Source organism: Arthrobacter alpinus, from assembly GCF_900105965.1.
In the GTDB taxonomy this organism is placed as follows: Bacteria; Actinomycetota; Actinomycetes; order Actinomycetales; family Micrococcaceae; genus Specibacter; species Specibacter alpinus.
In genome coordinates, this window is sequence record NZ_FNTV01000001.1 from 506063 (window position 1) to 532262 (window position 26200).

A 26200-nucleotide genomic window follows, 5' to 3' on the forward strand; every position below is an offset into this window, starting at 1 on the left:
GCAGTGAATAGCCAAACGCTCCAGCACCCGTTCACACGAGGCTGGAGCGTTTGCCTTTTTCGGGTGAGTGGTGATGCCGCGTCGCCGGGGTTGTTCATGTCCTGCATCGATGTGGCCGGCCAACTCGGTGAACGCATTTGGCTTGTATAGACAAGCAATGTTCACGCTGCGCTCACCGGCATGAAACGGAAACTTTCATCTGGCTCAATATCGTTCCAAGGGTGCCAACAACGGCACCAGAGACGAAAAAGAGATCATGCGCTCATCACATCGCGTCGTCCGCCCACTTGTATTGACTGCCGCCGTGGCAGTGGCGGCCATGACGTTCACGCCCGCAGCAACCGCCGCAGTCCCGGACGCTCCCCATGAAGGCTTGCCCTCGGGCACCAAGGTCCAGAAGTCGCTCGTGATTGGCCTTGACGGGGCCTCGGTCAGCGTCATGGACAAGACGGAGCTGCCGGCCATTGAGTCGGTCCGCAAGGAGGGCATGACGGCTGTCAGCAACCTCTACGCCAACCCCATGGCGCCCACGGTGTCGGGACCGGGCTGGAGCTCCATCGCCACCGGCGCATGGCCGGACAAGCACCAAGTGCTGGACAACAGCTTCACCGGAAACAACCTGGAACAGTTCACCAACTTCCAGAACCGCCTGGAACACAATGACCCCGGCACCTCTACTCTGGTGGCCGGCACCTGGGGACCCATCCCCGACATCATCTTCAAGGCCGGCACTGACCTGGCCATCTCCGGCGGCTCGGACAACAACACCACCGCCAAGGCCGTTGACTACCTCAAGAACGGCAATCCGGACAGCACCTTTGTCCACCTCGATGACGTGGACGGCGCCGGCCACAACTCGGGCAGCAGCAGCGCCAACTACCAGGCGCAGCTGAAGGTTAGCGACGCCAAGGTTGGCGAGATCCTCGCAGCAGTCAAGGCCCGCCCCAGCTACGCTGCGGAAGACTGGCTCATTGTCGTCACGGCCGACCATGGCCACACGCCCACCGGCGGCCACGGTGGCAGCACGCAGTTGGAACGCCAGTCCTTCGTCATTGCCCAGGGCGCTGGCATCCCCGCCAATTCCACACGCAACGACGTCAAGGTCACGGACATCGCTGCCACGGTACTCAAGCACCAGGGCGTGGCAATCGATCCGACCTGGAACCTCGACGGCCAGCCCATCGACGAAATCGTCCCGGACGCCTTCGACACCCTCCGCGGCCAGCTCAAGCCCCGCGCCGATGAAACCGCTGTGGGGGCAGGCGTCCTTGGCTGGACCCACACGGCCCCCGAGGGCTGGAGCATCGACAACTCCGCCATGCCCGCCGGCGGCGTTGCCGAATGGAGCGGCTGGTCATTCGCCACAGACGAGTTCTGGACCAACATTGAGCGCAACCAGGGCCGCGAGACCAGCGTGCGCAACCGCAATGTGTTCGCCGTAGCGGACTCGGATGAGTGGGACGACAAGGCCCATGCCGCGGGCAAATTTGATTCCACCCTGGTCAGCCCCGCCTTCCCGCTCAACGGCCAGCCCACGGCCTCGGTGAACTTCGCCAGCAACTACCTCATCGATGGACCCCAATCCGCTGAGGTCTTCATCAGCTTCGACGGCGGCACGCCCCAGCTGCTCAAGGCCTACAAGATCGACACCAACAGGATGGAAAGTCTGCCGGCCGACGTCCCCGCCGGCGCCAAGGAAGCACAGCTGCGCTTCAAGTACACCGGCACCAACAGTGCCTTCTGGACGGTTGATGCGCTCACGCTCACCCAGGCAGCTTGGACCGTGCCCGTCACCACCGCCAGCATCGCCGAAGCTCCCGCATCGGGTTGGCACACCACTGCCCCCACCCTGACGCTCACTGTCAATGGAGGCGCCGCGGCACTGGCCGCAGAGTCCGGCATGCGCACCGAGTACCAGTTGAACGACGGCGGATGGGTCACCTACTCAGCTCCCGTCACCCTTGCTGACGGCGAGACGAAGATCGACTACCGCTCCGTCAACGGTGGTGGCGTGGCCGAGGAAAGCAAGACGCTGGGAACCATCAAGGTGGACACCACGATCCCGATCCTGACGTCCAAGGCAGTCAACCGCACGGCCGAGGCGCAGGCCAGCGATGCCGCATCCGGCATTGCAGCCCTGGAATTCAGCACTGATGCCGGCGCAACGTGGCAGCCCTACACGGCAGCCGTTGCGGCCGGAGAAAATGCAGCAACGGTACAGTTCCGTGCCGCGGATGTGGCTGGAAACAGCACAACAGTCCAGGACGTGAAGATTGCCGCCATGGCGTGGCCCGGCGGATCGGCGACACCGTCGGCCAGCGCAACAGTGACCGCCTCTGCGCACGCCTCAGCCGGAGCAACCGTGCCCGCGGCGCAGGACCCGGACCAGCTGGCCGTCACGGGTGCCAGCAGCAGCCTCACCTGGCTCAGTGCAGGAGCGCTCATGCTCATGCTGGGTGGTGTGGCGATGCGCCTGCGTAGGCGCAACCGCGCTTAGCCGGGGCGAAACAAGAAAAACGATGCCCTGCGGTGCGCCACCAAGGTGGCGTGCCGCAGGGCTTTCTTTGTGGTTACTCTCGCGCCTTGATGCCGAGCAGGCCCTGTGTCTTATAGGTGTGGATGATGCGCTTGATGGATCCGCCAAGGCAGATGGCCCCGCCGCCCACAATGGCCAGCAGCAGGGCAATGAGAACGGCCGTGTTGTAGGAGCCGGGCGGGAGGGCTATGAGGCCGGCCAGCCCGGCGGCCATGATGGCCCCGCCAATGAGCATGAGTTTGATGCCGGGGCGCCGCGTAGTCTTGTCAGTCATAGTAAGAAAATCTAACACCGGAGCCGCAGGGTTCGCCCACCCTGCCCGAAGCTGCAATTCACAATGACGTGACGGGCCTCCGGCCAAGGGGAGCGAATTCACAGTCATCCAAAGAATGCCAGCCTCCCGCACGGGCTAAACTGGGGCGTTAGTCCTGTCCTGTGGGCACTCGCCAGCACTGCTTGGCCCCGGCAATCATTCGAGGAGCCCCACCCCATGAGTACTGAACCATCGCCGGCGTCGAACGTCATTTCCTGGATGCAGGCGGATGCCGAGCACACGGCCCGTTGGTTCTCGGCAAGCGGTGCTCCAGCGCCCAAGAAGGTGCAGGTGGTTGACGACTCCCTCACAGCTGATGATGCCTACCGTCTCGTCGCCCAGGGGACAGCCTTGTTGTGGCAGGGCGATTACCACAATGCCCGCCAGCTGCTCTCGGCCATTGCTCGGCGCCTGCCGACCTTTTCCAGGAACGACGGCGAAGATGTCGCCAAAGCGTTCTACCGCTACCGCCAGGGGCGCACACAGCGGGCCAGGATGCTGGGCCAATTGCTTGTTCCATTGGAGCAGGGTCCCGCCGTGGCGCTTCGCCGCGCGCCGGATGTTTCGCAGGCTTGGTTGGCGGCAGCCGGGCCGGTGGAGAGCCTGACAGTGGCAACCCTGCAGGATGTACTTGGTGCAGTGGGAGCGTACGAGTGGCGCCGCAATGGTTTGTTTATTCAGGAACTGGACGCTGTCATCCACCCGCACTATGGGACGTTTGCGCCCATCCGTAGTGAGTATCTTGCCCTCGTGGCCCAGGCCAAACTTCCGTCAACTGAGCTGGCCTTTGACATTGGCACCGGAACGGGCGTTCTAGCGGCAATCTTGGCCCAGCGAGGCGTCAAGCGTGTCATTGCCACCGACAGCGAAGCTCGGGCCATTGCCTGCGCGCAGGAGAATCTACAAGCTCTGGGCTTGGCACAGGCCGTTGAGGCAACGCTGGCAAATATGTTCCCCGAGGGCCGTGCTCCCTTGGTGGTGTGTAACCCGCCGTGGCTGCCGGGAACAGCCAATACCTTGCTGGACAACGCCGTGTACGATCCCAAGAGCCGAATGCTCAAGGCATTCCTCACGGGACTCAAGGAGCACCTGGAACCCGGGGGAGAGGGCTGGCTGATCATCTCTGACCTTGCTGAACACCTAGGCCTGCGTACACGGGAAGATCTTCTGCTCTGGATTGGGAACGCGGGGCTTGCAGTGGTGGACAAGGTGGACACTGCGGCCCGTCATCCGCGGTCCATGGACGCCAGCGATCCGTTCTTCGCGGCCCGGTCCCAAGAAATTACTTCCTTGTGGAAGCTGAGCGCCAAGGCTTAGCCGGGAGTTATCCTGCCGGCGTAGTCGGTGCGGCGGCCGGCAGATCGCCCAATCCAACACAGCCGCCTGTCGAGGGAATCTTGGACACGGCTGTAGAGATCTGGGTCAGCACGGTGTCCGAAGGGACCGTGTTTTCCTTCAGCACTAGTTCCGTGGCCGGGTTGCGCCCGTAACTGGTGATGGTCCAGGTCTCGTCGTCTTGTTTGAGTACCCAATCAACCCCGTTGACAGTGACGCACTTGTCAGTGGTGGGGCCGAGCACTGGAACGCCGCAGCGCAGGACCACCAGGGCGGGGTCTCCCCAGGCCGCGGTCGCCTGGCTTGAGGTGGTTCGGCGCTTGGCGTCGGCCAGGGAATCGGGCAGGGCCACCATCATGGGCGCGCACGCCGGGTTGTTGGCGTCTTTGGCTTCATTGATGGTGACCGACGGGGCGCAGGCGGTCAACATGAGCAGTGCTGAGGCCGCAAAAGGCACAGCAATCCGCCAGGACCGAGAATTCAAAAGCATGTAATAGAGCATATCGGTCAAAGCTGAGAGCACGCCCCGCCAGTCTTTGATCCCTCAACTGTCAGCGAAGTCGGTCCTTCTTTCACCGGTGCCAAGTAATTGTTCAATTGCAGCAACAGTCCTCATTGCTGCCTTGCCGTCTCCGTAGGGGTTGACGGCCAGGGCCATGGCCTCGAAATGTTGAGAATCCTGCATCAATCGCGTTACTTGGGCAACGATGACGTCCTCGTCGGTTCCAATAAGTTTGACGGTTCCGGCTTCGACGGCTTCAGGACGCTCCGTGTTGTCTCGCATGACGAGAACCGGCTTGCCCAAACTTGGGGCTTCCTCTTGCACACCGCCGGAATCAGTCAGGACGATGTGAGCGATGGAGATCATGCGCGTAAATTCGCCATACGCCAGTGGTTCGGTCACCATCACGTTGGCCTTGCCCTCAATGGCTGGCAATACTGCCTCACGGACCACGGGGTTCTTGTGGGCCGGAAGCACAATCATCATTTCCGGATAGGCGTCGGCGATACGGGCCAGCGCCCGCCCAACGCCTCGCATGGCATCGCCTTGATTTTCGCGACGGTGGGTTGTTACAAGCAGAACTTGTTGACCGGATGCTGCCAAGACCTCCAACGCGGGGTCCGTAAACGGGACTCGTTTATCTACTGTCGTCAGAAGGGCATCAATGACGGTATTTCCGGTGACCACAATGTCGTCTTCGTTGACGCCTTCATTGAGGAGGTTCTGCTTGCTGGTACTCGTTGGCGCCAAATGCAGGCTGGCGATCTGGGTGGTGATTTTTCTGTTTGCTTCCTCCGGGAAAGGGGAAAACAGGTTGTGACTGCGCAGGCCGGCTTCGGCGTGGACCACCGGAATTCCGGCGTAGAACGCTGCGATGGCGCCCGCAGTTGAGGTGGTCGTGTCGCCTTGGACAACAACTACATCCGGCCTGGCATGTGCAAACAGCTTGTCAAGCCCCGTAATTGTGCGAGTCAGGATGTCAGAAAGAGACTGACCCGGCTGCAAAATATCCAAGTCATGGTCGGGGTTGATCTCAAAGAGTTCATTGACCTGATCAAGCATTTCGCGGTGTTGTCCGGTCACAGTAACCACGCAATCCAAAGTTGCCGAGGCCTTGAGCGCAGCAACAATGGGAGCCATCTTGATCGCTTCCGGGCGCGTTCCGTAAATAGGCATGACAACAGGCATTTTTCCCCCAATAAAAGTCAATCTGAATTGTCTCTTCAGTTTACTGGATGGGGATCAAACTCCGGTGGGGCGACGCTGGCCCACAGATATGCCATCGAGGCCTCCGATGCCTTGGTGCAGGAGGAACGGTTCCCGGCAGTGGTACTCTCTGACGGGCACACACGAGCACTGGCAAACAGCTCCAATGGGGCACCGCGCGAATGGCCCGGAGAGACGGTGGGATTCAATGACATACCTGAGCATCAACGGGGAAGAGCTCTACTCGGAAATAGCCGGCGAGGGGGAACCGGTCCTTCTCCTGCACGGCGGCTTCTGCTCTTTGGAGTCTCTGCGCGGGCAGTCCGACGCGCTCGTGAAGGACTATCGGGTCTTTGCCTTTGAACGTTCCGGCCACGGGCGCTCGGCCGACATCGACACCGACTACAGCTATGCCCGCGGCATTGCAGATACCCTGGCCTATCTTGATGCCCAGGGCCTGGACTCGGTGCACGTGGTTGGCTACAGCGACGGCGCGATCATCGGCCTCATGCTGGCACTGGAGCACCCGGACCGGGTGCGATCGCTCGTGGCTGTCAGCGCCAACCTTGACCCCTCAGTCTTCACCCCCACAGCCGGAGACGGTCCACGGCTGGACGCCCTGGGGTCGTCCATAGATCAGGGTGAAGCAAAGCCGGACGTGGAACGGATGCACTATGGGCGGCTCTCGCCCGACGGCGCCGGACATGCCGACGCCGTGCTGGCCAAACTGCTGCGGCTGTGGACCAGCGAACCGCACATTGATCCTGCCCGCCTGAGGGCCGTCAACGCACCGACGCTCATCATGTCGGGGGACCGGGACTCCATCCCACCCGCCCACAGCCTGCTCATCGCGGCATCGATCCCTGGCGCTCAGCTGGCCATTGTGCCCGGGACCGGCCATGGACTGATTGCAGAGCGCCCGGAACTGATCAGCACCATCATTCGGGGTTTCCTAGCCCAGGCCTGACCTTCGGCGCTAACCCCGTGAACGTCGCAGCAGCCACACAAAGTAGGGGCCGCCAAGCAGGGCAATCATGAGTCCGGCCGGAATCTGGGCCGGTGAAATGATGGTGCGGCCCAGAACGTCGGCCACAGAGACCAGCAGCGCGCCCAGCAGCATTGAGACCGGGATGAGCCGGCCATGCCTGGCACCAACCAGTGCCCGGGCCAGGTGCGGCGCCACGAGCCCCACAAAGCCGACCGCACCGATCGCCACCACACTCAGGGACGCCAGGACGGCGGCCACAGCCAGCAGTAGAAGGCGCGTCCGCTCGGATCTGATCCCAAGGATGCGCGGGGTGTCCTCGTCGATGGCCAGCAGGTCCAGCTGGCGGCGCATCATGAACAACATTGGCACCGCCAGGAGCAGCCCCACCGCCACCGGGGCAACGTCCGGGAACGTGCGCCCATATGTGGTGCCGGAGAGCCACGTCAAGATCCGGGGCGTGTTCCACGGATCGGCTCGCAGCAGCAGAAACGTTGTCAAGGCGCTCAGGCCGTAGCCGCAGCCAATGCCGATCAACACAAAACGATCCGGCAGGAATCCGCCGCGCCATGCCAGCAGGGCGATCAGGGCGAAGGTGGCCAAACCCATCACCACAGCCATGGTGATGAGCAGGGGGCGTCCGCCCGCGCCCGACGTCACCACGCTGACGGCACCCAAACCGGCCCCGGCCGTAATGCCGAGCAACCCCGGTTCGGCGAGTGGATTGCGCACGGTTGCCTGGACCACGCAGCCAGCCAAGCCCAGCGCTGCGCCGGCCAAGGCGGCGGCGGCCACGCGTGGGCCGCGTTCATCCAGCGCCCGCCCAATCAAGTCCGGTGCGGCGCCCTGGAGCCACAAGCCAATATCGCCCAGACGCAGCCACAAACTCCCTGCCAGCAAGCCAATCACCAGTGCCGCGAGCAGTAGCACGGACGCAGTCGCCAGGGACACGAAGAAACGACGGCGGGAGTGGATACCGATCCGGGCGCTGGGTGGCTGGCGGATGGGGCCCGAATCCCGCATCCGCATGGCCAGGATGACTATCACCACGGCACCAAGCATCGCCGTCGGGATTCCGGTGGGGATGGAGGTGGCGCCTTCGGCGCTGAGGATGCCGCGCAATACGGCGTCGGCCAGCAGGATCAACAGCGCTCCCAGCAGTCCGGACAGGGGGACCAGGAGCAGATGCCGGTGCAGGGCTTGGACACGGCTGGCGATGAGGCGTGCCAGCACCGGGGCGCCCAGGCCCACAAACGCGATGGGGCCGGCCAGCGTCACGGAAATGCTCGTGAGCACCACGGCGCAGACCACAGCGGTGAGGCGCGTAGGGCGGATAGGCACACCAAGGGTTGCGGCCGTGTCATCACCGAGTTTCAGGACGTCGAGCCGGCGGCACAAGAGAAAGGCCACGCACAGGACCACAATGATGACCGGCGCGGCCCGAACCGACGCGTCAAGGTTGAGCTGGGCCAGTGAGCCGCTGCCCCAAGCGAACAGGCCTGTGGTGTTTTCCTTGAACAGGATCAACAGCATGGCCGTCGCCGCATCCAACGCCATGGCGGTGGCCGATCCAGCCAGAATCAGCCGGGTGGTGCCATTGCCTGCACTATTCCCCGCGAGCCCCAGGACCAGGGCGGCGGCCAGCAGTCCGCCAACAAAGGCCACGCCGCTGGAGGCCCACAGAGGCACGGCCAGCCCAAAGGCGGCCACGAGCGAGAGTGCAAAGTAGGAACCGGCCGTGACGGCCAAGGTATCCGGGGACGCCAGGACGTTGCGCGTAACGGACTGCAGCAGCACCCCTGCCGTGCCCAGTGCAAAGCCCACGGCGACGCCGGCGAACAGGCGGGGGAGCCGTGAGCCGGTCAGTACATCCCTGACCGGCACGCCGCCCACGCTCTCCTGGGCCCCAGCAAGGAGGCGCAACAAATTACGAGGGCCCACGCCGGAGGTGCCCTGGGTCAGGTGCCACAACCCCACAACCGTGATGGCGAGAGCGAGAAAAACCAGAACACCAACCCCGGCAGCTGTGCCGCCGGGGTTGGCCTCGGGCTTGCGGGACTGGATCCCCGGTGTTGCGGCTTGAGTTGGAGAGCTCACCCCTTGAGAAGGGCGTCGACGAAGGCGTCGATGGCCTGCTGGCAGGACAGCGGCCCGCCGGCGCCCCAGACGCCGGCCGGGAAAGCGTAGGCGCGGCCTTCCTTGACGGCAGGCAGCGAAGTCCAGATCGGGTTCTTGGCCAGTTCGGTCACATAGCTGTCCGCGGTGTCATCATTGGAATAGAACAGGTTGGCGCTGCCCACGGCCGTCAGGCCCTCAATATCGGTTTGTCCCAAACCGTAGGCCGGGTCCACGCCGCCGTTGCCATAGCTCTTGTCGATCTCATCGGTCCAGGCGGTGCTCATGCCCAGCTCCTCGCCTAGAGCGGTGAACAATGCACCCTTGCCGTACGGGCGGATGGTGACGTTGCCGCCTTCAATCCAGCCGTCAAAGAACAAGAAGCTCGACGTCGGCAGGCCGGCGGCCTCGACTTTGGCCTTGGCGTCGCTCAGGTGAGCATCGAAGCTGCCAAGGACCGCTTCTGCCCGCTCCGTACGGCCCGTGGCTTCGGCGATCATCGAGAAGACGGTTTTCATGTTGCCGATGGGGTCGGCGCCGTTGGCTCCCAAGGTGGCGAGCACAGGCACCCCGCGGGCCTCGAGCTGGGTGATGAGTTCGTCGTCGGCCTTGAACGCCTCGACGATGATGAGATCGGGGTTCGCGGCATACAGGGTGTCGAGATCCGGCTCGCCGCGGGTGCCAATGTCGGCCACACCGTCGGGGATGGTCTCGGCACTGACATAGGTTCCGTAGCCGGCTGCATCCGAAACCGCCACGGGGGCCACGCAGAGCGTGAGTGCATCCTCAATCTGCTGCCATTCCAGGACGGCAATGCGCTTGGCGGGCATGTCGAGCTTGACCGTACGGCCTACGCCGTCGGTCATGGACACGGGAGCCGTTGAGGTAGCCGTGGTGTCGGTGGTGCAGTCCTGAGAAGAGGCGGCGACGGTGTCGTTTCCGGCGCTGTCGACGCTGGTGGTGCCGCAGCCGGTGAGGGCAAACGCGGCGACGGCGAGTGTGGCCGCTGCGGCCGCAAAGGGGTGGAACCGGGTCATGGAGGCTATCTTTCGGGGAAGGAGTGTTTAGGAAAGTTGGGCAGAGGCGCCGCGAACCCGGGGCGAATGGCGCCCGATCGGGTCGATGCGGAGCCGGTTGCTGTGTTCGTCGAAGCTGACTTCGACACGGATGGAGTAAACCTCAGCAATGTTCTCGGCGGTAAGCACTTGGGCGGGCCGACCGCCGGCGTGGATGCGGCCTGCGGACAACAACAGGAGATTGTCTGCAATGCGGGCTGCATGGTCCAGGTCGTGCAGCACAATGCCCACGGCAACGCCGTGATCATCGGCCAGGTCACGCACCAAATCCAGGGTCTCGATCTGATAGCGCAGATCCAGGTGGTTGGTGGGTTCATCCAAGAGCACCACGCCGGTCTGCTGCGCCACGCAGGCGGCCAGCCAGACGCGCTGAACCTCGCCGCCGGAGAGCTCGCCAACCGAGCGGTTGGCCATGGGACGTAGGCCCGTGGCGCCCATGGCGTGGTCGATGGCGCTCCGGTCAGTCGCGGACAGTCCGGCAAAACCTTTTCGGTGCGGATGGCGGCCGAAGGCCACGACCTCGCGCACGGTCAGGCCCTGCGGTGCCGGCCGGGACTGGGAAAAGAGCGTAACCTCGCGGGCAAATTCCCGCGCCGAGAGCAGGGAGGCGGCCCGGGCATCCTGGCCGGTGCGGCCGCCAAGGGTTACGGTGCCGGCCTCCGCGCGGTGCAGACGTGCAAGTGAGCGAAGCAGAGTAGATTTCCCACTGCCGTTGGGGCCAACCAAAGCTGTCACCTGGCCAGGTTCGAGGGTGAGTGAAACCCCGTGCACCACTGTCTCGCGACCGTACTGCAAGAGAAGGTTTTCGCCGCTCAGTGAGGTGCTGGGGATCATAACCGTGTGCCGATGCTGGCGGCGGTAGCTGGCAGATCAGCGTTTGCGATGCAGGGGATGGGCATGGTGCTACCTAGGGCAGGAAGGGAAATGGTCGGGCGCGGCGCCAGTCCTGGGGGACCTGCAGGCTTCCTTGTCCAACGAGCAGTGGAACCACTGACGTCCTGGAAGTTAGGTTCGCCTTGCCTTAGTGAGTATATGGGCGGTCCGACCTGTCCGCAATCTGGATTTGGGGACACCTGATTTGGTTTTCCGGACACTTCAGACCCATATTGCGTGGCTCTGATGAGCTTCTCTGGGATGCTCTTGCAGCGCTATTGCAGTGCTATCACGAGGTGGTCGGAAGGGAGCCGGGCGTTGTCCCCATGACTGTGCGGAATGCTGCAATAAACGAGCTCGGTTGCGCGTAGCCCACCATCTCCGAGGTGGTGCGGACGTCCCAGCCCTCGGACAGCAGTGCCAGGGCGTGATGGACGCGCAGTACCCGCCGCCACTGCGCGAAGGACAATCCGGTGGTGTGGCGAAACGCCCGGGTGATGGTGCGTTCGCTGATGCCCAATAGTTGCGCCCACTCATCGAGGGACCGGCCGTCTGAAGGGTCATTGAGGAGGGTCTCGGCGATGGGATCAATTCTGCGGTCGCCAGGCAGCTGCAGTCGTAGCTGCTGCCCTGACGGTTGCAACACATCGAACACGACGGACTCAGCCCGTTCCCGGGCGTCACTGGGAAGGTCCGTGCGGGCGAGATGTCTAAGCAGGGATTCGAGAAGGGGAACCATGGTGATCACGGTGGGTGCCGCAAAGGCCACCGGAGTGCGGTGGCGAGAAAAGAAGGCGCTGTGAAATTCAACGTTGGCGGTGAGGCGGCCTGCATGTACCTGACCGGCGGGCAGCCACAAGCCTTCTCCCTCGGAGACGGTATAGATCCGGTCGCCAACTCGCGTGGTCATGGTTCCGCCGCGCGCCCATACAAGTTCGTGGAGGGGGTGCGAGTGCGGCTCCCACTCGAGCGGCGCTGGGGGAGTTTCAGTTTCGGCAAAAATGACGAACGATTCGCGCATGTTAGGCGGAAGGCTCTGACCTCGGCGAACAACCGTGCTTGGCTCGCGGCGCCATGCCCCGTGCCCGGCATGGGCGGGCAGCGGAAGTCTCATGCGAGTGAGTGTACCCGAGCCTGATGTGCTTGACTGCCGCGTGGAGCGCAACCCGGTGCGCAGGGCCGAAGCGCGATTGCCAGTCGCGGCTGTGACGACGACGAAGCTGCCAGCACCTTCAGCTGCGGCGGCCCACGCCGTCGAACAAGTTGGACACCAGCCCGGTGATGAAGGACTCTGTCACGGGCTCATCCGGAATCAGGAGCCGGTGGTAGGCCGCGCCCCAGAGCTGGTCAACGAGGATCTGCACATCAACGTCGGCCCGGATCTGGGACATGTTTTGGGCGCGCTGCAGGCGTTCCCCTGCCAGGCGCCTGCGTTGTGAGGAATATTTCTGGCGAAAAGCAAGAGCCAGATCCTTGTCTGTTTGGGACTGGCCGATCAGCTCCAGCAGGGCCCTGCCGCCCAATGATGTGGTCATGAGCTTGCCGAAGGAACGAAGCTGGTGGGTGAGATCAGCGCGAATGTCACCGGTGTCCGGGAAAGCAAGCCTTTCCTCAACCGCGTGGAAGTAGCCATCAAGGGCTAGTGCTCCCTTGGATGGCCACCACTTATAAAGCGTTGTCTTGCTGACTCCTGCGTGGCGGGAGATGCGTTCAAAGGTGAGGTCCGCGGTCCCTTCGCTCAGTAGGAGGGTACCGACGGTCTCCAGGATGTCGGCGCGGACTTCCTCGGCTGGCCGGCGGCCGCGGCCGCGATTTTCCGGCAATGCAGCTTGGTCCAAGTTAGTTTTCTCCGCTCATGTCAATCAAATGATGCCAGAAACCTGGCTCACGCCGTGATCTGGGGGCATGGATTATTTAGGCGATGCCGCCGTTGGCAAAGAGCACCTGGCCGTTGATCCAACGTGCCGGTCCGGCCAGGAATGCTGCAACCTGGGCGATGTCCTCGGGCGTTCCCAATCGCTCGAGAGGGGCCAGCTGGGTGAGGCGTTCCACGGTTTGCTCATCTTTCCCGTCAAGGAAAAGAGGCGTTGCTGTGGGGCCAGGCGCCACCGCATTAACGGTGATGTCCTTGCCTCGCAGCTCGCGAGCCAGGATAAGGGTCAAGCTCTCCACGGCGGCTTTGCTGGCGGCGTACGGAGCGTAGCCGGGGTGCTGGAGCAACGTCTGGCTCGTGGAGACGTTAATCAGCGCGCCACCTCGGCGCAGTCGATTGGCGGCAAGTTGGGACACCACGAATGTGCCGCGGATATTAATGCGGTGCATCCTGTCCAGATCCGCCAGGTTCAAGGTGGCAACGGGCGAAAGGATCATGATCCCGGCCGTGTTGATGACGACGTCGATCCCGCCAAATGCGGCCTCAACAGCATCGAAGGCTGCGGTCATGGCTGTCGGCTCGGAGACGTCGCCTGCAATGGTTATTGCCTGGCCGCCGCCAGCCGCAACCTCATCGGCAATCGACTGTGCCCGCCCGGAATTCCCTGAATAGTGGACGCCGACCGCAAACCCGTCGGCTGCCAACTTCATCACAACGGCACGGCCGATGCCGCCTGAGCCGCCCGTCACGAGGGCGACGCGGGTGGGTGTTTTGCTGGGGGTCATCACTTGCTCCTGGAGGTCTATGTGAACGATGTGTTCATATAATCATAATATGAACGATCCGTCCACTACTTGCTGTGTTGATGGCTTCCGCGACCCCGGCGAGCCTTCACGTCCGCCTTGTCTTGAATCCCAGACTGCCTCCCATCGGGGCGCCTATTCATGGGCGGTTTTGAACGCTTGGATAGGAGCATAAGAACTTTTACCCGGCCGTTTGTGCTTGGCGACGAGCAACCGAAATAAGGAACATCATGGCAACGATGCATGACCCATCCCGCACCATTCGTGCTGCCCGCGGCACCGAGCTTTCGGCCAAGTCGTGGCAGACCGAAGCCCCGCTGCGCATGCTCATGAACAATCTGGACCCGGAAGTGGCCGAACGCCCCGAGGACCTGGTTGTATACGGCGGCACCGGCCGCGCAGCCCGCTCCTGGGAGGCCTATGACGCCATCGTGGCCACTCTCAAAACGCTTGACGACGACGAGACTCTCCTGGTGCAGTCGGGTAAGCCCGTGGGTGTCTTCCGCACCAACGTGTGGGCGCCGCGCGTGCTTCTGGCCAACTCGAACCTCGTGGGGGACTGGGCGACCTGGCCAGAATTCCGCAAGCTGGAGGCCGAAGGTCTGATGATGTACGGCCAGATGACGGCCGGCTCGTGGATCTACATCGGTACCCAGGGCATTCTGCAGGGCACCTTTGAGACTTTTGCTGCTATTGCCGAGAAGCGCTTTGGCGGTACCTTGGCCGGAACACTGACCTTGACGGGCGGTTGCGGCGGCATGGGCGGCGCGCAGCCGTTGGCCGTCACGCTAAACGGCGGCGCCTGCCTCATTGTTGACGTTTCCGCCGAACGACTCCAGCGCCGTGTGGGCAAGCGCTACTTGGACGAGCTGGCACCTTCCCTGGATGCTGCGCTCGAGCGTGTGTTGGCGGCAAAATCGTCCAAGACGCCGCTGTCCGTTGGCGTTGTGGGCAACGCCGCCGAGGTGTTCCCCGAAATCCTGCGCCGCCATCAGGATGGCGAATTTGCTGTTGATATTGTCACTGACCAGACAAGTGCGCACGACCCACTGTCCTACCTGCCTACCGAATACTCCGTGGAGGAGTGGGCTGCTGAATCCGAGGCTGATCCTGAAGGGTTCACGAAGAAGTCGCAGAATGCGATGGCCCGCCACGTACAGGCCATGGTGGAATTCCAGGACGCCGGCGCCGAGGTGTTTGACTACGGCAACTCGATCCGTGACGAGGCACGGAAGGGCGGCTACAACCGGGCCTTCGAATTCCCGGGCTTTGTTCCGGCCTACATCCGCCCGCTGTTCTGCGAGGGCATGGGCCCGTTCCGTTGGGTTGCGCTCTCGGGAGATCCTGAGGACATCCGCGTCACCGATGAGGCATTGAAGGAGCTGTTCCCAGAAAATGCGCACCTGCACCGTTGGCTCGACGCCGCTGCCGAACACGTTGAGTTTGAAGGCCTGCCGGCCCGGATTTGCTGGCTGGGCTACGGCGAACGCGCCAAGGCCGGCGTGATGTTCAATGAGCTGGTGGCTTCGGGCAAGGTGTCGGCACCGATCGTTATTGGCCGTGACCACCTTGATTCGGGTTCAGTCGCTTCACCGTACCGCGAGACCGAGTCCATGAAGGATGGCTCCGACGCCATCGCGGATTGGCCCCTGCTCAACGCCATGCTCAACACGGCGTCCGGGGCCACCTGGGTTTCCATTCATCACGGCGGCGGTGTGGGAATCGGCCGATCCATCCATGCCGGGCAGGTATCCGTTGCCGACGGTTCGGCACTGGCGGGCGAGAAACTTGCACGGTTGCTGACAAATGACCCGGGCATGGGCGTTATCCGCCACGCCGACGCCGGCTACGAGCGAGCCATTGACGTCGCCGCCGAGCGCGGAGTCCGGATCCCCATGCAAGAGCAGTAACCCCGCCCCTTGGCAGTTATGACGCCGATGCTGTCATTCGCGCTGGAAGTATCAGCAGCGAATGAGAGCATCGGTGTCATTTCTTGTTTTGGTGAGCCTATTTGTCGCCGCCGGAGCAGAGGAGTCATCGAATGACGAAGTACCTGATCTCGTTTCACGATGAAGCCATGGTGGTCCCGGATGCGGAATTCGAGGCGGTGCTCGTAGCCAGCGACGGCGCGTTAAGGGAGGGAACCTACCCGGGCCACAAGGTGCCCAACGGCGGCTACCTAATTCTTGGGTTGCCGACGGGGGAGGGGACATCCCGACGTCGTGCCTTAGCGTTTCCGGGTCCTAGAAAGGGGCCAAACCACTGCGGTCGATGAACGTTCCTGTTGGGCCTGTTCCGCCACGGGTGGCCAGGTCAACGATCGCATCCGTCCCTTCCTGTACCGTCTGTGTTCCGTTGTTGCCGTTGAGATCGGTTGCCGTGTAGCCGGGATCCGCGGCGTTGATGCGCATCTCCGGGAACGCCTTGGCGTATTGGACGGTGAGCATCGTGACGGCGGACTTCGAGGAGGTGTAGAGAGGTGCGATTACTTGAGACTCGATCCGCTCCGGATCATGGACGGCGTCAAACGATCCCAACCCGCTGCTGACATTGACGATGGTTGGCGCGGTTGATGCGCGCAGGACGGGGAGAAAAGCGTTGCTTAGGCGGACGATGCTCACGACATTGGTGCCGTAGACGTTCAACGCATCCGCCGAGGTCAGTTCCTCCACCGGGCTCATCGGGCCGGCAATACCGGCGTTGTTGATCAGGACGTCCAGCCCGCCAGCGGCCGCAATGGTCTTAGCGGCCTCGGCGACGGAGGAATCGCTCGTGACGTCGAGCTGGACGAACTTGCCACCCAAGGCGTCGGCTGCTTCCTGGCCAAGTGTTGCATCGCGGGCTCCCATCCACACGGTGTGCCCGGCGGCGATGAGGCGCCGGGCGGTTTCGTGGCCGAGGCCCTTGTTGGATCCGGTAATCAGTGTTGTTGTCATGTCTTCAGTCTGTTGACCGGGCCGCCCTGCTGTCGTGGCCCTGCCTTTCATATGGACTGGCAGTACTACCCAGAATCCATGGATCGCTGCCAGAATGTATCCATGCAGGAATCCCAGAGTGACCTCGGAGCCCTTCTTCGCTCGTGGCGTGACCGCCTCCAACCCGCCGACGTCGGCATGCCCACCTATGGGTCACGGCGGGCAACGGGACTGCGGCGCGAGGAATTGGCCCAACTGGCGGGGCTGAGCGTGGACTATTTAGTGCGGCTGGAACAGGGCCGCGCCCGCCGGCCCTCAGCCCAGGTGGCTGCCTCGCTGGCACGGGCACTTCAGCTGAACAATGCCGAGAGGAGCCACCTCTTTGTCATCTCCGGACTCCTTCCGCCTACGTCCGGAGAAGTTCCATCGCACATCCCACCCGGGGTTCAGCGTTTGCTCTCCCGCCTTGGTGAGGTGCCGCTGGCCGTGTTTGCCGCATCCTGGGACCTGTTGAGCTGGAGCCCGCTATGGACGGCCCTTCTGGGCGATCCCGTTCCGTCCGGCAAGGCGAGACCCAACGTTTTGCGCTCTCATTTTGGCGGGGAGAATTTTAGCCGCAGTGAGGTCAGGTACCTGGACAACCCGGGTGCCCTCGAGTCCTTTGAGGCTTCCTTGGTGGCCGATCTCCGCCGGGTCTTCGGACGGTACCCGGATGATCTCGGCGTGCAAACCCTCGTTGCAGACCTGACCCATGCCAGCGAGCGATTTCGCGAGCTCTGGGACAGCGGAGCCGTCAGCGAGCACCAGTCGGAACGCAAAGTGGTGCGGCACCCGACCGTGGGAGAGGTGGAGCTCGACTGTGACATTTTCACCGTGGCCGGAACCGATCTGCGGATCGTTGCCTACTCGGCTCCTACAGGTTCTGACGCTGCCGACAAGCTCGATTTCCTGCGCGTCTCCGCCGTTTCCGCAGCCGTAGCCCCGTGATCGGGTGTCCCGGCGTCAAGGCTGGGCCGGACGCTGCTGGTGGGTGTCCGGCGTCGTACTCTAGCGGCGCCAGTAATACGGGATGGTGGTCGAGACCTTTAGCAGCCCGGAGCGTTCCAGAATGGGGCGGGAAAACTCCGAGGAATCGCTGTGGACCAGCTTCTTTTCCTGTGCCAGGGCGGAACGGGCGCGGGCAGCTGTCAGTGACCGGTAGATGCCCCGTCCTCGATAGGCCTCGAGCGTGGCGCCACCCCAAATGCCGACAAAATCGGTGCCGTGCACTGGTTCGAGTCGGCCGCAGCTGACGATCTTGCCGTCGGCCTCGGCCACCCACAGTTCCATACCGTCATTGCGGGCCAAACGCGCCAGGAGGGCATCGGCCATGCGGGTGTCGACGGATTCGCCAAAGGCTTCGTCGGCCATGGCGCTCATGGCCCGGACGTCAGCCTCACTGGCCACTTTGCGCAGGGTCACGCCGTCTGGCTCCGGAACATTGGCGCACAAGCCCTCGAGCGGGCCCACCATGATCGATTCCGGCGCGTCCGGGGAGAACCCATGCGCCAGTAGGGCCTCGGGGAGTCCCGGAGAGGCGTCGTGCAGGCGCACCTTCCACTCAACCTTGTCGATTTCGGGGTCCGCGCCATAGTGTTCCAGCGCTCCGGCGACCAGCCCCGGCATGTCCTTGGCCCCCGCGCCACCCAGATCGCGGTACGTGATGAAGCCGAGCCCACCGGCGAACGTGGCCAGGCGCAAGGGCCCGAGCCGGGTCACGCTGAGCGCACTGGGCGTTTCTGCCTCGGTGCGCAGTTGCTCGTCATAGGCTTGGAGGTACTGCTCGGAAATAGTCATTGGCATCAACTTTGCAGGATATGCGGGTGTGGTGCAAGAGGGATGCCCCTGCCGAAGGTTTCAGCGAAGCGGCAGCTCCGTCCAGCTCACGGTTCCGGGTGTCAGCGGGTCGAGGGCAAGTGGCGCCAGCACCTGATCGTGAAAAGAATCAACGCCGTCCTGCAGCGAATCGGCAACGTCCTGGCCGCCCGAGCTGAACAAAAGTTCAGCCGACCCGCGTTCGTGAGCAACGACGTCGACCGCCCAGCCTCCCCGGAACCAGCCGCCCTCGTCGTGGGTGAGTGTGGCCAGCCATTGCTGCAACAGGTCCCCGAGCCGATCGGGGTTCGCGTCGTGTATCTGCAGGGAGAGCTTGGCCGTCTTGTCCAGCAGCGGGTTCAAAGGACCCCAGATCCAGTTGTAGTTCATCGAGTGGCGCCGCGGAGAGCTCGTCATGTCCGGACAGTAGCATCGGCGCCAGCAATGTCGCACCCACCGGCTACGGTTAAACAATGACCCTCACCGTGGCCCAACTCTCCGAATCCGAGCTCCTAGCCCGGATTTTCCCGCGCCTGCACGCCGGCAGCTCCATGCTCCTTGGTCCCGGGGACGACGCCGCCATTATCGCCGCCCCCGACGGCCGCACCGTCATCTCGATCGACACACAGGTTCAGGACAAGGATTTTCGCCTTCTCTGGCCCAACGGCACTTCCTCCAGCGGCTTCGACGTCGGGTGGAAAGCGGCGGCGCAGAATCTCAGCGACATTAACGCAATGGGTGCCGTTGCCACGGCCATGGTCATCAGCCTCACCCTCCCTGGCATGACGCCGGTCGCTTGGGTTGAGGAGCTGGCCGAGGGCTTGAGCGCCGCAACGGTTGCGTTGGGTGCGCCGCAGTGCTCCATGGCAGGAGGAGACCTCTCCGGTGGCAGTGAACTGGTCATCACGGTGGCCGTGACCGGTTCCCTTGAGGGGTTGGCACCTGTTTTGCGCAGCGGTGCGCAGGTGGGGGACCGGATTGCGGTCTGCGGCAATATGGGTTTCTCCGCAGCCGGATGGGCATTGCACGAGAGTTCAATTCTCCCGTCCGAGCACACCCCCGCGATGGCCGGCGCCGCGGCGCTTTTCGCCCGCCCGGAACCTCCATTGAGCGCCGGACCCGCGGCCGCCCGTTCCGGTGCCACGGCCATGATGGACATCTCAGACGGCTTATTGCGGGACGCCACCAGAATTGCCAAGGCCAGCGGCGTCGACCTCGATTTGGACGGCACCGTGCTTCGTCAGATGGCCCAGAGGCTAGAGGAATGCGCCGTCGTACTGGGAACCGAACCGCTTTCCTGGGTCTTAACAGGAGGGGAGGACCACGGGTTGTTATCCACATTCCCGGCCGGGGCAACACTCCCGGAGGGCTTCGTTGGGATAGGCTCAGTAGTGTCGATGAGCGCAGCCGGACCGGCCGTGAGCATCGATGGACAGTACTTCAAAAGCGCCGAGGACGGCGCTCTGGGATGGGATCATTTTGCAGTCTAAGATCGCCGCAACTGCGCCCGTAGTTCGCCGATGGTTGGCCATGGCCGAGCAGACGTTGGCCAATCACAGCGACCGGCTGAACGCCATCAACATCTACCCCGTCGCCGACGCTGACACGGGGACAAACCTGTACCAAACTGTCCGGGCGGCGGCACGGGCCGTGGCCGAGCACGAACCCGCGGACGTGGGCGTCACCATGGCCGTGGCAGGCCGGGCAGCCATGGAACAAGCCCGCGGAAACTCCGGGACGCTGCTCTCGGTCTCCCTCGTGGCCATGGCGGAACCGTTTTCAGGAGCCCAGCGGCTCAGCGGGCCTCTCTTGAGCGTCGCCCTGCAGCGCGCACAGTTGCGGGCCTGGAGCGCATTGAGTGAACCCCTGCCGGGCACCATGCTTTCCGTCCTTGAAGCCGCCGCAACTGGAGCCGGCTCGGTGGCGGGTGCCCAAAACGGAGATGAATCCAACCTGGTCCTGGCCGAAACCATCGACCAGGCTGTACGTTCTGCACGTGAGGCAGTAATACTCACAGAATCCCAGATGGACATCCTCACCGAGGCCCATGTTGTAGATGCGGGCGGCGTGGGATTGCTGCTCATTCTCGATTGCCTGCGCTCCGTCATTGTGGGGGAGCCACTGCAAGAAGACTTGCTGGACGGCCTTTCCGGCTACAAGGTGCAGGACCCGAACATTGCCTTGGCCATGCCAGAACAGGAAGGCGTGGAAGTCATGTGCACCATTTCCCTGACGCCCCTGGCCGCGGCCGGGTTGCGCATGGAATTGGGTGATCTTGGCGATTCGGTCATCATGAGCGCCGTCTCAGAGGAAGCCGACGAAACAGGCGCCTACCCGTGGCGCCTCCACGTTCACGTCCCGGCCGCGGCCATGGCATTGGATGCCATCCAGGCTGTGGGTGATCCAAGCAATGTGAGCATCTCGGCATTATCCGCTCACATCACTGAAGACGCCCATGACTTCTTCTGACGCTAACGTTCCGCGGCCTGCCCAGCCGTACCTGGATCTGGAGCTTGACCTCTCCCGGCTCGTGGGCACGACCACTGGCAAGCAGGTCGCCAAGGGGCTGGAGATCACCACGGTTGGTCAGATGCTCCACCAGTTCCCCCGCCGCTATGTTGAACGGGGCGATCTCACAGACCTCGACCAACTTCAGGTCGATGAGGATGTCACCATCCTCGCCCGGGTTGTGGACCTGCGGACCCGTTATATGCAAACCCGCAAGGGGACTATTAGCGATGTCATCATTACCGACAACTCCGGCCGGCCATCAACACTGGTCATTAGTTTTTTCAATGGATTCAAGGCAAAGCAGGAATTGCAGCCCGGAGTCCTGGCCATGTTTTCAGGCAAAGTGGGTACCTACGGTGGGAACAAGGTACTGACCAACCCCGGCTACCTTTTATTGCCGGATGACGAAATGGCCGAGCTTGAGGTTGAAATCCATGCCTCCAAGCCCGTCCCGGTTTACCCCGCCACGGCCAAGTTTCCCAGCTGGAAAACCCAGCATGTCATCGATGTGCTCCTGCCAGTTCTAGACCTGAACAAGATTCCCGACCCCGTCCCGGCGGGCATCGCCAAACGCGAGAAACTCATGGCTCTCGCCGAGGCTTACGAGGAAATTCACCAGCCCACCAGTATGGAGGCCTGGCCGCGCGCCCGGAAGCGATTCTGCTTCCAGGAGGCCCTGGCCCTGCAGACGGCTCTGGCACAAAAACGCTTGGAGGCCATGAACCAGGACGCCACCGGTCGCGCACTGGTCCAAGGCGGCCTGCTCGATGCCTTCGACGCGCAACTGCCGTACACACTCACGGCCGGGCAGGAAGAGATCGGTGGACTGATCTCTTCCGAAATTGGTGCCGGGCACCCAATGCATCGGCTGCTGCAGGGTGAGGTGGGCTCCGGCAAGACCGTCATTGCCCTGCGCGCCATGCTGCAGGTGATCGACGCCGGCGGGCAGGCAGCGTTCCTCGCGCCCACCGAGGTGCTTGCCGCCCAGCACCTGCACTCCATAACAAACTTGCTTGGGAGCCTCGGCGCCGGCTCGCTGCTCGGCGGCCAACACGCCACACAGGTCACACTGCTCACCGGTTCCATGCCAGCGGCTGCCAAAAAGAAGGCTCTCTTGGCTGCCGCATCCGGCGAAGCCGGCATTGTCATTGGCACACATGCGCTGCTGTCGGACAACGTTCAATTTGCCGATCTCGGCTTGATAGTTGTGGATGAGCAACACCGTTTTGGTGTGGAACAACGCGATTCCCTTCGTGCCAAGGCGCTGAAACCACCTCACCTGCTGGTCATGACGGCCACACCCATTCCGCGCACGGTGGCCATGACGGTGTTTGGTGACCTGGAGGTCTCCGAGCTGACCGAACTCCCGTCGGGACGCGCACCCATCGTGACCCACATTTCTCCCTTGGCCGAGCATCCCAGCTGGGAATCCCGAGTCTGGGAGCGGACGCGTGAAGAGATCGACTCCGGACACCAGGTTTATGTGGTCTGTCCCAAGATCGGTGACGTGGTTTCGACAGGCTCAACCAGCGACTCCCTGTTCGGGTCGGAGCAGGTGATCGAGCCGCTCGAGATCCAGGGCGGCGACACGCGCCCCATGGCCGGGGTCCTCGACGTCGTGCAGTATTTGCGCACTGTTCCGGCGCTGGCAGGCAAGCGCATCGAGGTCCTGCACGGGCGCTTGGATTCGGTGGACAAGCAGGGCACCATGGCAGCGTTTGCCCGTGGCGAGATAGACGTCCTTGTCTCGACCACCGTCATTGAGGTCGGTGTTGACGTTCACAATGCCACGCTCATGGTGATTCTCGACGCCGACAGGTTCGGCATTTCCCAGTTGCACCAGCTCCGTGGCCGGGTGGGGCGAGGCGGGCACAACGGTACTTGCTTGCTGGTGACGAACCTGGAAAAGGGCCATCCGAGCCGCAAGCGTTTGGATGCCGTCGCCGCAACGGCCGATGGGTTTGTGCTCGCCAAACAGGATCTTGAGATGCGCCGTGAGGGCGACATCCTCGGCGCGCGGCAATCGGGCGGCGCCAGTGGGCTGCGCATGCTCAGCGTATTGCGGGATGAGGACTTGATTGAAAGGGCACGCCAAGACGCCACCGAAATTGTTGCCGCGGATCCCGAGCTAAAATTTCATCCGGCACTCAAGCTGGAAATTGATATGTACCTGACCGAGAAAAATGAGGCATTCCTTGAACGTGGCTAGTAAAACCGGGGTTGGCGCATGAGCCGGATCGTTGCCGGTGTGGCAGGCGGCAGCCTGTTGGTTTCTGTCCCCGGGGATGGCACCAGGCCCACCACTGACCGGGTCAAGGAAGCGTTGTTCTCCAGACTCGAATCGATGAACATGCTTGCTGGCACGCGCGTGCTGGACTTGTATGCCGGTTCGGGGTCTCTTGGTGTTGAAAGCGCCAGCAGGGGGGCCAAATCGGTGGAGCTTGTCGAGTTCAATGACAAAGCCGCAGCCGTGTGCCAACGCAACGCCGAGATGGTCAACAAAGTAGTGGGCACCAAGGTGGTGCGCGTTCAGCGTTCCAAGGTGGAATCGTTCCTGGAGCGGGCGGCCGAGGCAGGCGTCGACCAATGGGATTTGGTGTTCATGGACCCGCCGTACCCGTTGACCGAGGACGAGTTGTCCCTGGTCCTGGAACTGTTGGGCCCGCGGCTCAGTTCCTTCGCTGTGGTGGTGGTGGAGCGCTCGGCAAGGACTCCCGAGCCGAGCTGGCCGGAAACTCTGGAACGGTTTGCCGAAAAGAAGTACGGCGAAACCCGCCTGTGGTTCGCCGAGCCTGCAGGGGAGTAGCCTCGCTCCCGTGACGGGGCAAAAGACCACTAGAGAGCAGGTGCGCCCCGCCAGGAGCAACCGCATGAGCGCCGAATGATCAGTTCCGTTGGCAATACCACGCTCCGGGGCAAGTCGTCCCAGTCAAGAAGCGCGTTGACAGCGAGTTCGGCGATCTGGACAAGCGGTTGCGCGGCAGTTGTCAGGGGTGGCCAACTGTATTCGGCCTCCCTGATCCCGTCGAAGGAAACCACTGCGACATCGCCAGGAACGTCGAAGCCGCGTTCGTGGAGTGCCGCCAACAGTCCTATGCCGATCTGATCGGATGCGGCAAAGATGGCCCGGGGCATGACGCCGTCGGCACCCAACCGCATTCCGGCCGCATACCCGCCGCGCAGCGAGTACGTGGTCTCAACGCGTTCCCCCAACGGCTGGTCTGCAGCCGTGACGGCGTCCATCCACCCGCGCTCACGTCCGTCGCCGGCATCGTCAACGCCGGCGAAGGCGATCCCCTGGTACCCGTGTCCGAGCAAGTGTTCCACCGCGCGACGGGCACCCTCACGGTAGTCAACTCCCACAGAGGTTGTGCCGGGGGTTGAGCTCATCTGGTTGACCAACACGGTGGGCATGCGGAACGAGGAAAGCAGGTCCAACTCTTCCCCGCTCACCCTGCGCATTGAAATCAAACCGCTGATCTGCCGTGCAGCCAGTTCCCGGATGTGCTCAGACTGCGTTGCCACGCCGTTTTCGCTGTTGACCACCAGGAGGGTCCGGCCAAGGTCCCCGGCCGCCTTGTCAACGCTGTAGCTCAGCTGTGCCGAGAACGGGTTGCGTGTGTCTCCCACCAGCATCCCGATCAGGTCAGCCGAACCCTTGCTCAGGGCCCGGGCGGCGGCGTTGGGCCGGTAGCCCAACGCCCGCACGGCCGCCAGCACCTTGTCCTTGGCCGCGGGGGATACGGCCTTCGGCCCGTCATTGAGGACATAGCTGACAACGGCGGTGCTTACGCCACTCAGGCGCGCGACATCGGCCCGGGTTGGCGCACGGCGCAGGGGTTGGACCATTTACGTTTTCCTTCTTGATGCACCGTTGACAGCTTCTAAATCTCAGGCCACAGTCTATCGAGCCAAAGCGTGCGAGCCCGCTGAACTGCCTAGAGCGGCAGGTGCGTCGCCAAAGTCAGGGATGGGCAGGCGCTCACCATTCTGCAGTGCAGACTGGTGGGCAATGATGCCCGGCAAGGTGAACCGGGCCGCGACCCAGGCATTGACCGGCGGCAAGGTGCCGCCGGCCACCGCGGTAACAAAGTCGTCGACCAGGAAGTGATGGCTTCCTTCGTGCCCGTTGTGCAGTCCACGAAGTTCCTGGGGAATTCGGGTGGTGTCGTGGACGGGGGCGTAGCCGGAGATGAAGGCATCGCGCAAGGAGGGGGACACATTGGCAAGGGATGGATCATCGGCGGACATGGACGCCTTCGTGTCGATTTGCTCGGAGATGTCAGTGACGTCCTCACGATCCTGCCAAAAGGTTGCAGAGGTCATCTGTTCAAAGGTGGCATCGGTGCCGAAGTAGCGGAACCGGGATTCACGTTTCTGCGAGGGGAAGCCAACGCGGCGGAATTCGTTGATGCGCATTGAACCGCCCCGGCAACTTCGAACAAGGCCGTGGCGTTGGAGAAATCGTTGTTGAACTGGCTGACTTCCGTGTCAAAGACGCCGTCGCCACGCTCATCCTTGACACCGATGCAGCTCACGCTGGTTGCGTGGGTGTTCCAGGCACCGAGAACGCCGCCAAGGGAGTGCGTTGGGTACAGCATGGGTGGGTAGCTGGCCGTGGCCTTCCAGTTTTCGCCGCCACTGTACTTGTAGGCATCGTAAAAGCCCAAGTCCATGTCATGCACATAGTCGCCCTCGGCGTAGAAGATGCGGCCAAAGGCGCCCTGCTCAGCCTTTTGGCGCGCAAACACAGTAGCCGGGTTGTAGTAGCTGGTTTCACCCATCATGTAAGTCAGCCCGGTCTCACGGACGGCCTCAATAATGAGCCGGATCTCTTCTTCTGAGATGGCCATGGGAACAGCGGAATAAACGTGCTTGCCGGCACGCAGCGCCGCAACCACCAGGGGACCGTGGGTCCAGCGCTGGGTGAAGATGGCCACAGCGTCCACATCGGAAGCCAGTACCGCGTCGAAGTCCGCCATTGTTCCCGCCAAGCCGGCACTATCCACCAGTTTGGTGGCCCGTTCGGAGATGGTGTCCGTCACGTAGACCTCGGCAACATTCGGGTGGTGGTGGAACAAGGTGGCAAACTGCCCGGCAAATTGCCCTGCTCCGATGATTCCGAGTTTGATGGCCATGGTTGGGTCCTTTCGCAGGCCGCTTTGGCGGCTGGATGGTTGGTTGTTGGCAACGGCAGCAGCTGCATGTCCGCAGCGTCCCATTGCTGGGAATCTACGCGTAACAACTTCGGGTTGCTAGGAACAGAATTCACGATAAACGAGGAATTGTCAAAGTGTTGCAAT

The 26200-nt window shown here is 62.9% G+C and carries 22 protein-coding genes and 1 pseudogene; 9 read left to right on the forward strand and 14 right to left on the reverse strand.

From position 1 onward, the window contains the following. Positions 1 to 256: 256 nt before the first annotated feature. Positions 257 to 2497 (forward strand): alkaline phosphatase family protein, encoded by a 2241-nt coding sequence (locus tag BLV41_RS02280; protein ID WP_074710200.1) that lies wholly within the window; start codon positions 257 to 259, stop codon positions 2495 to 2497. A 73-nt stretch (positions 2498 to 2570) separates the two neighbouring features. Here BLV41_RS02280 and BLV41_RS02285 read toward each other — a convergent pair whose 3' ends face one another. Further along, a complete protein-coding gene (locus tag BLV41_RS02285; protein ID WP_074710203.1) occupies positions 2571 to 2810 on the reverse strand; it encodes a hypothetical protein in 240 nt (79 codons plus the stop codon). Between the two features lie 216 nt (positions 2811 to 3026). Between BLV41_RS02285 and BLV41_RS02290 the strand changes: the two genes are divergently transcribed. Next, positions 3027 to 4166, forward strand: a complete 1140-nt coding sequence (locus BLV41_RS02290; RefSeq protein WP_074710206.1) for a methyltransferase — start codon at positions 3027 to 3029, stop codon at positions 4164 to 4166. A gap of 7 nt (positions 4167 to 4173) precedes the next feature. Here BLV41_RS02290 and BLV41_RS02295 read toward each other — a convergent pair whose 3' ends face one another. Both BLV41_RS02295 and wecB read right to left on the reverse strand, forming a co-directional pair. Further along, entirely contained in the window at positions 4174 to 4674 is a 501-nt protein-coding gene (locus tag BLV41_RS02295) for a DUF3515 domain-containing protein (protein ID WP_244516705.1), read from the reverse strand. 54 nt (positions 4675 to 4728) lie between these two features. Further along, complete coding sequence (gene wecB, locus BLV41_RS02300) at positions 4729 to 5874, reverse strand: non-hydrolyzing UDP-N-acetylglucosamine 2-epimerase (RefSeq protein ID WP_074710211.1); 1146 nt, start codon at positions 5872 to 5874, stop codon at positions 4729 to 4731. Positions 5875 to 6100: 226 nt separating this feature from the next. Here wecB and BLV41_RS02305 point away from each other — a divergent pair, with 226 nt between their 5' ends. After that, a complete protein-coding gene (locus BLV41_RS02305) occupies positions 6101 to 6859 on the forward strand; it encodes an alpha/beta fold hydrolase (RefSeq protein ID WP_074710214.1) in 759 nt (252 codons plus the stop codon). Between the two features lie 9 nt (positions 6860 to 6868). On the opposite strand, the gene BLV41_RS02310 is transcribed toward BLV41_RS02305, so the two are convergent. The 6 genes from BLV41_RS02310 to BLV41_RS02335 all read right to left on the reverse strand — a co-directional run bounded on the left by BLV41_RS02310 (position 6869) and on the right by BLV41_RS02335 (position 13599). Next, the gene (locus tag BLV41_RS02310; protein ID WP_074710216.1) at positions 6869 to 8974 is read right to left on the reverse strand and encodes an iron ABC transporter permease; all 2106 of its coding nucleotides are present in this window, start codon (positions 8972 to 8974) and stop codon (positions 6869 to 6871) included. Further along, positions 8971 to 10029 carry an iron-siderophore ABC transporter substrate-binding protein gene (locus BLV41_RS02315; RefSeq protein ID WP_074710218.1) on the reverse strand — a complete coding sequence of 353 codons (1059 nt, stop codon included), beginning with the start codon at positions 10027 to 10029 and terminating at the stop codon, positions 8971 to 8973. The genes BLV41_RS02310 and BLV41_RS02315 overlap by 4 nt, the downstream gene beginning before the upstream one ends. A gap of 27 nt (positions 10030 to 10056) precedes the next feature. Continuing rightward, positions 10057 to 10902 carry an ABC transporter ATP-binding protein gene (locus BLV41_RS02320; RefSeq protein WP_074710220.1) on the reverse strand — a complete coding sequence of 282 codons (846 nt, stop codon included), beginning with the start codon at positions 10900 to 10902 and terminating at the stop codon, positions 10057 to 10059. A 328-nt stretch (positions 10903 to 11230) separates the two neighbouring features. After that, positions 11231 to 12055 carry a helix-turn-helix domain-containing protein gene (locus BLV41_RS02325; RefSeq protein ID WP_074710223.1) on the reverse strand — a complete coding sequence of 275 codons (825 nt, stop codon included), beginning with the start codon at positions 12053 to 12055 and terminating at the stop codon, positions 11231 to 11233. A 118-nt stretch (positions 12056 to 12173) separates the two neighbouring features. Continuing rightward, entirely contained in the window at positions 12174 to 12779 is a 606-nt protein-coding gene (locus tag BLV41_RS02330; protein ID WP_083360556.1) for a TetR/AcrR family transcriptional regulator, read from the reverse strand. Between the two features lie 76 nt (positions 12780 to 12855). Continuing rightward, positions 12856 to 13599, reverse strand: coding sequence for an SDR family oxidoreductase (locus BLV41_RS02335; protein WP_074710226.1), 744 nt, complete (start codon positions 13597 to 13599; stop codon positions 12856 to 12858). Positions 13600 to 13847: 248 nt separating this feature from the next. On the opposite strand from BLV41_RS02335, the gene hutU reads away from it, so the two are divergent. After that, positions 13848 to 15527, forward strand: a complete 1680-nt coding sequence (gene hutU / locus BLV41_RS02340; protein WP_074710227.1) for a urocanate hydratase — start codon at positions 13848 to 13850, stop codon at positions 15525 to 15527. A 333-nt stretch (positions 15528 to 15860) separates the two neighbouring features. Here hutU and BLV41_RS02345 read toward each other — a convergent pair whose 3' ends face one another. Then, positions 15861 to 16553: an SDR family NAD(P)-dependent oxidoreductase gene (locus tag BLV41_RS02345; protein WP_074713054.1), complete on the reverse strand. Its 693-nt coding sequence runs from the start codon at positions 16551 to 16553 to the stop codon at positions 15861 to 15863. 102 nt (positions 16554 to 16655) lie between these two features. Between BLV41_RS02345 and BLV41_RS02350 the strand changes: the two genes are divergently transcribed. After that, the gene (locus BLV41_RS02350; RefSeq protein ID WP_139244181.1) at positions 16656 to 17519 is read left to right on the forward strand and encodes a helix-turn-helix transcriptional regulator; all 864 of its coding nucleotides are present in this window, start codon (positions 16656 to 16658) and stop codon (positions 17517 to 17519) included. A gap of 60 nt (positions 17520 to 17579) precedes the next feature. Here the strand turns inward: BLV41_RS02350 and BLV41_RS02355 are convergent, their stop codons facing one another. Both BLV41_RS02355 and BLV41_RS02360 read right to left on the reverse strand, forming a co-directional pair. After that, a complete protein-coding gene (locus BLV41_RS02355) occupies positions 17580 to 18374 on the reverse strand; it encodes a GNAT family N-acetyltransferase (protein ID WP_074710229.1) in 795 nt (264 codons plus the stop codon). A 54-nt stretch (positions 18375 to 18428) separates the two neighbouring features. Then, a complete protein-coding gene (locus BLV41_RS02360) occupies positions 18429 to 18803 on the reverse strand; it encodes a hypothetical protein (RefSeq protein WP_139244182.1) in 375 nt (124 codons plus the stop codon). Positions 18804 to 18859: 56 nt separating this feature from the next. Between BLV41_RS02360 and BLV41_RS02365 the strand changes: the two genes are divergently transcribed. The 4 genes from BLV41_RS02365 to rsmD are packed head-to-tail and all read left to right on the forward strand — an operon-like array spanning position 18860 to position 23703. After that, positions 18860 to 19876, forward strand: a complete 1017-nt coding sequence (locus BLV41_RS02365) for a thiamine-phosphate kinase (RefSeq protein ID WP_074710234.1) — start codon at positions 18860 to 18862, stop codon at positions 19874 to 19876. Further along, positions 19866 to 20855, forward strand: a complete 990-nt coding sequence (locus tag BLV41_RS02370) for a DAK2 domain-containing protein (protein ID WP_244516707.1) — start codon at positions 19866 to 19868, stop codon at positions 20853 to 20855. Before BLV41_RS02365 ends, BLV41_RS02370 begins: the two co-directional genes overlap by 11 nt. After that, positions 20842 to 23106 (forward strand): ATP-dependent DNA helicase RecG, encoded by a 2265-nt coding sequence (locus tag BLV41_RS02375; protein ID WP_074710237.1) that lies wholly within the window; start codon positions 20842 to 20844, stop codon positions 23104 to 23106. Before BLV41_RS02370 ends, BLV41_RS02375 begins: the two co-directional genes overlap by 14 nt. A gap of 18 nt (positions 23107 to 23124) precedes the next feature. Beyond that, the gene (rsmD, locus tag BLV41_RS02380) at positions 23125 to 23703 is read left to right on the forward strand and encodes a 16S rRNA (guanine(966)-N(2))-methyltransferase RsmD (RefSeq protein WP_044579366.1); all 579 of its coding nucleotides are present in this window, start codon (positions 23125 to 23127) and stop codon (positions 23701 to 23703) included. A gap of 29 nt (positions 23704 to 23732) precedes the next feature. Here rsmD and BLV41_RS02385 read toward each other — a convergent pair whose 3' ends face one another. After that, complete coding sequence (locus tag BLV41_RS02385) at positions 23733 to 24746, reverse strand: LacI family DNA-binding transcriptional regulator (RefSeq protein WP_074710239.1); 1014 nt, start codon at positions 24744 to 24746, stop codon at positions 23733 to 23735. A gap of 54 nt (positions 24747 to 24800) precedes the next feature. After that, positions 24801 to 26035 (reverse strand): annotated as a pseudogene (locus BLV41_RS02390) (Gfo/Idh/MocA family protein). Positions 26036 to 26200 lie beyond the last annotated feature (165 nt).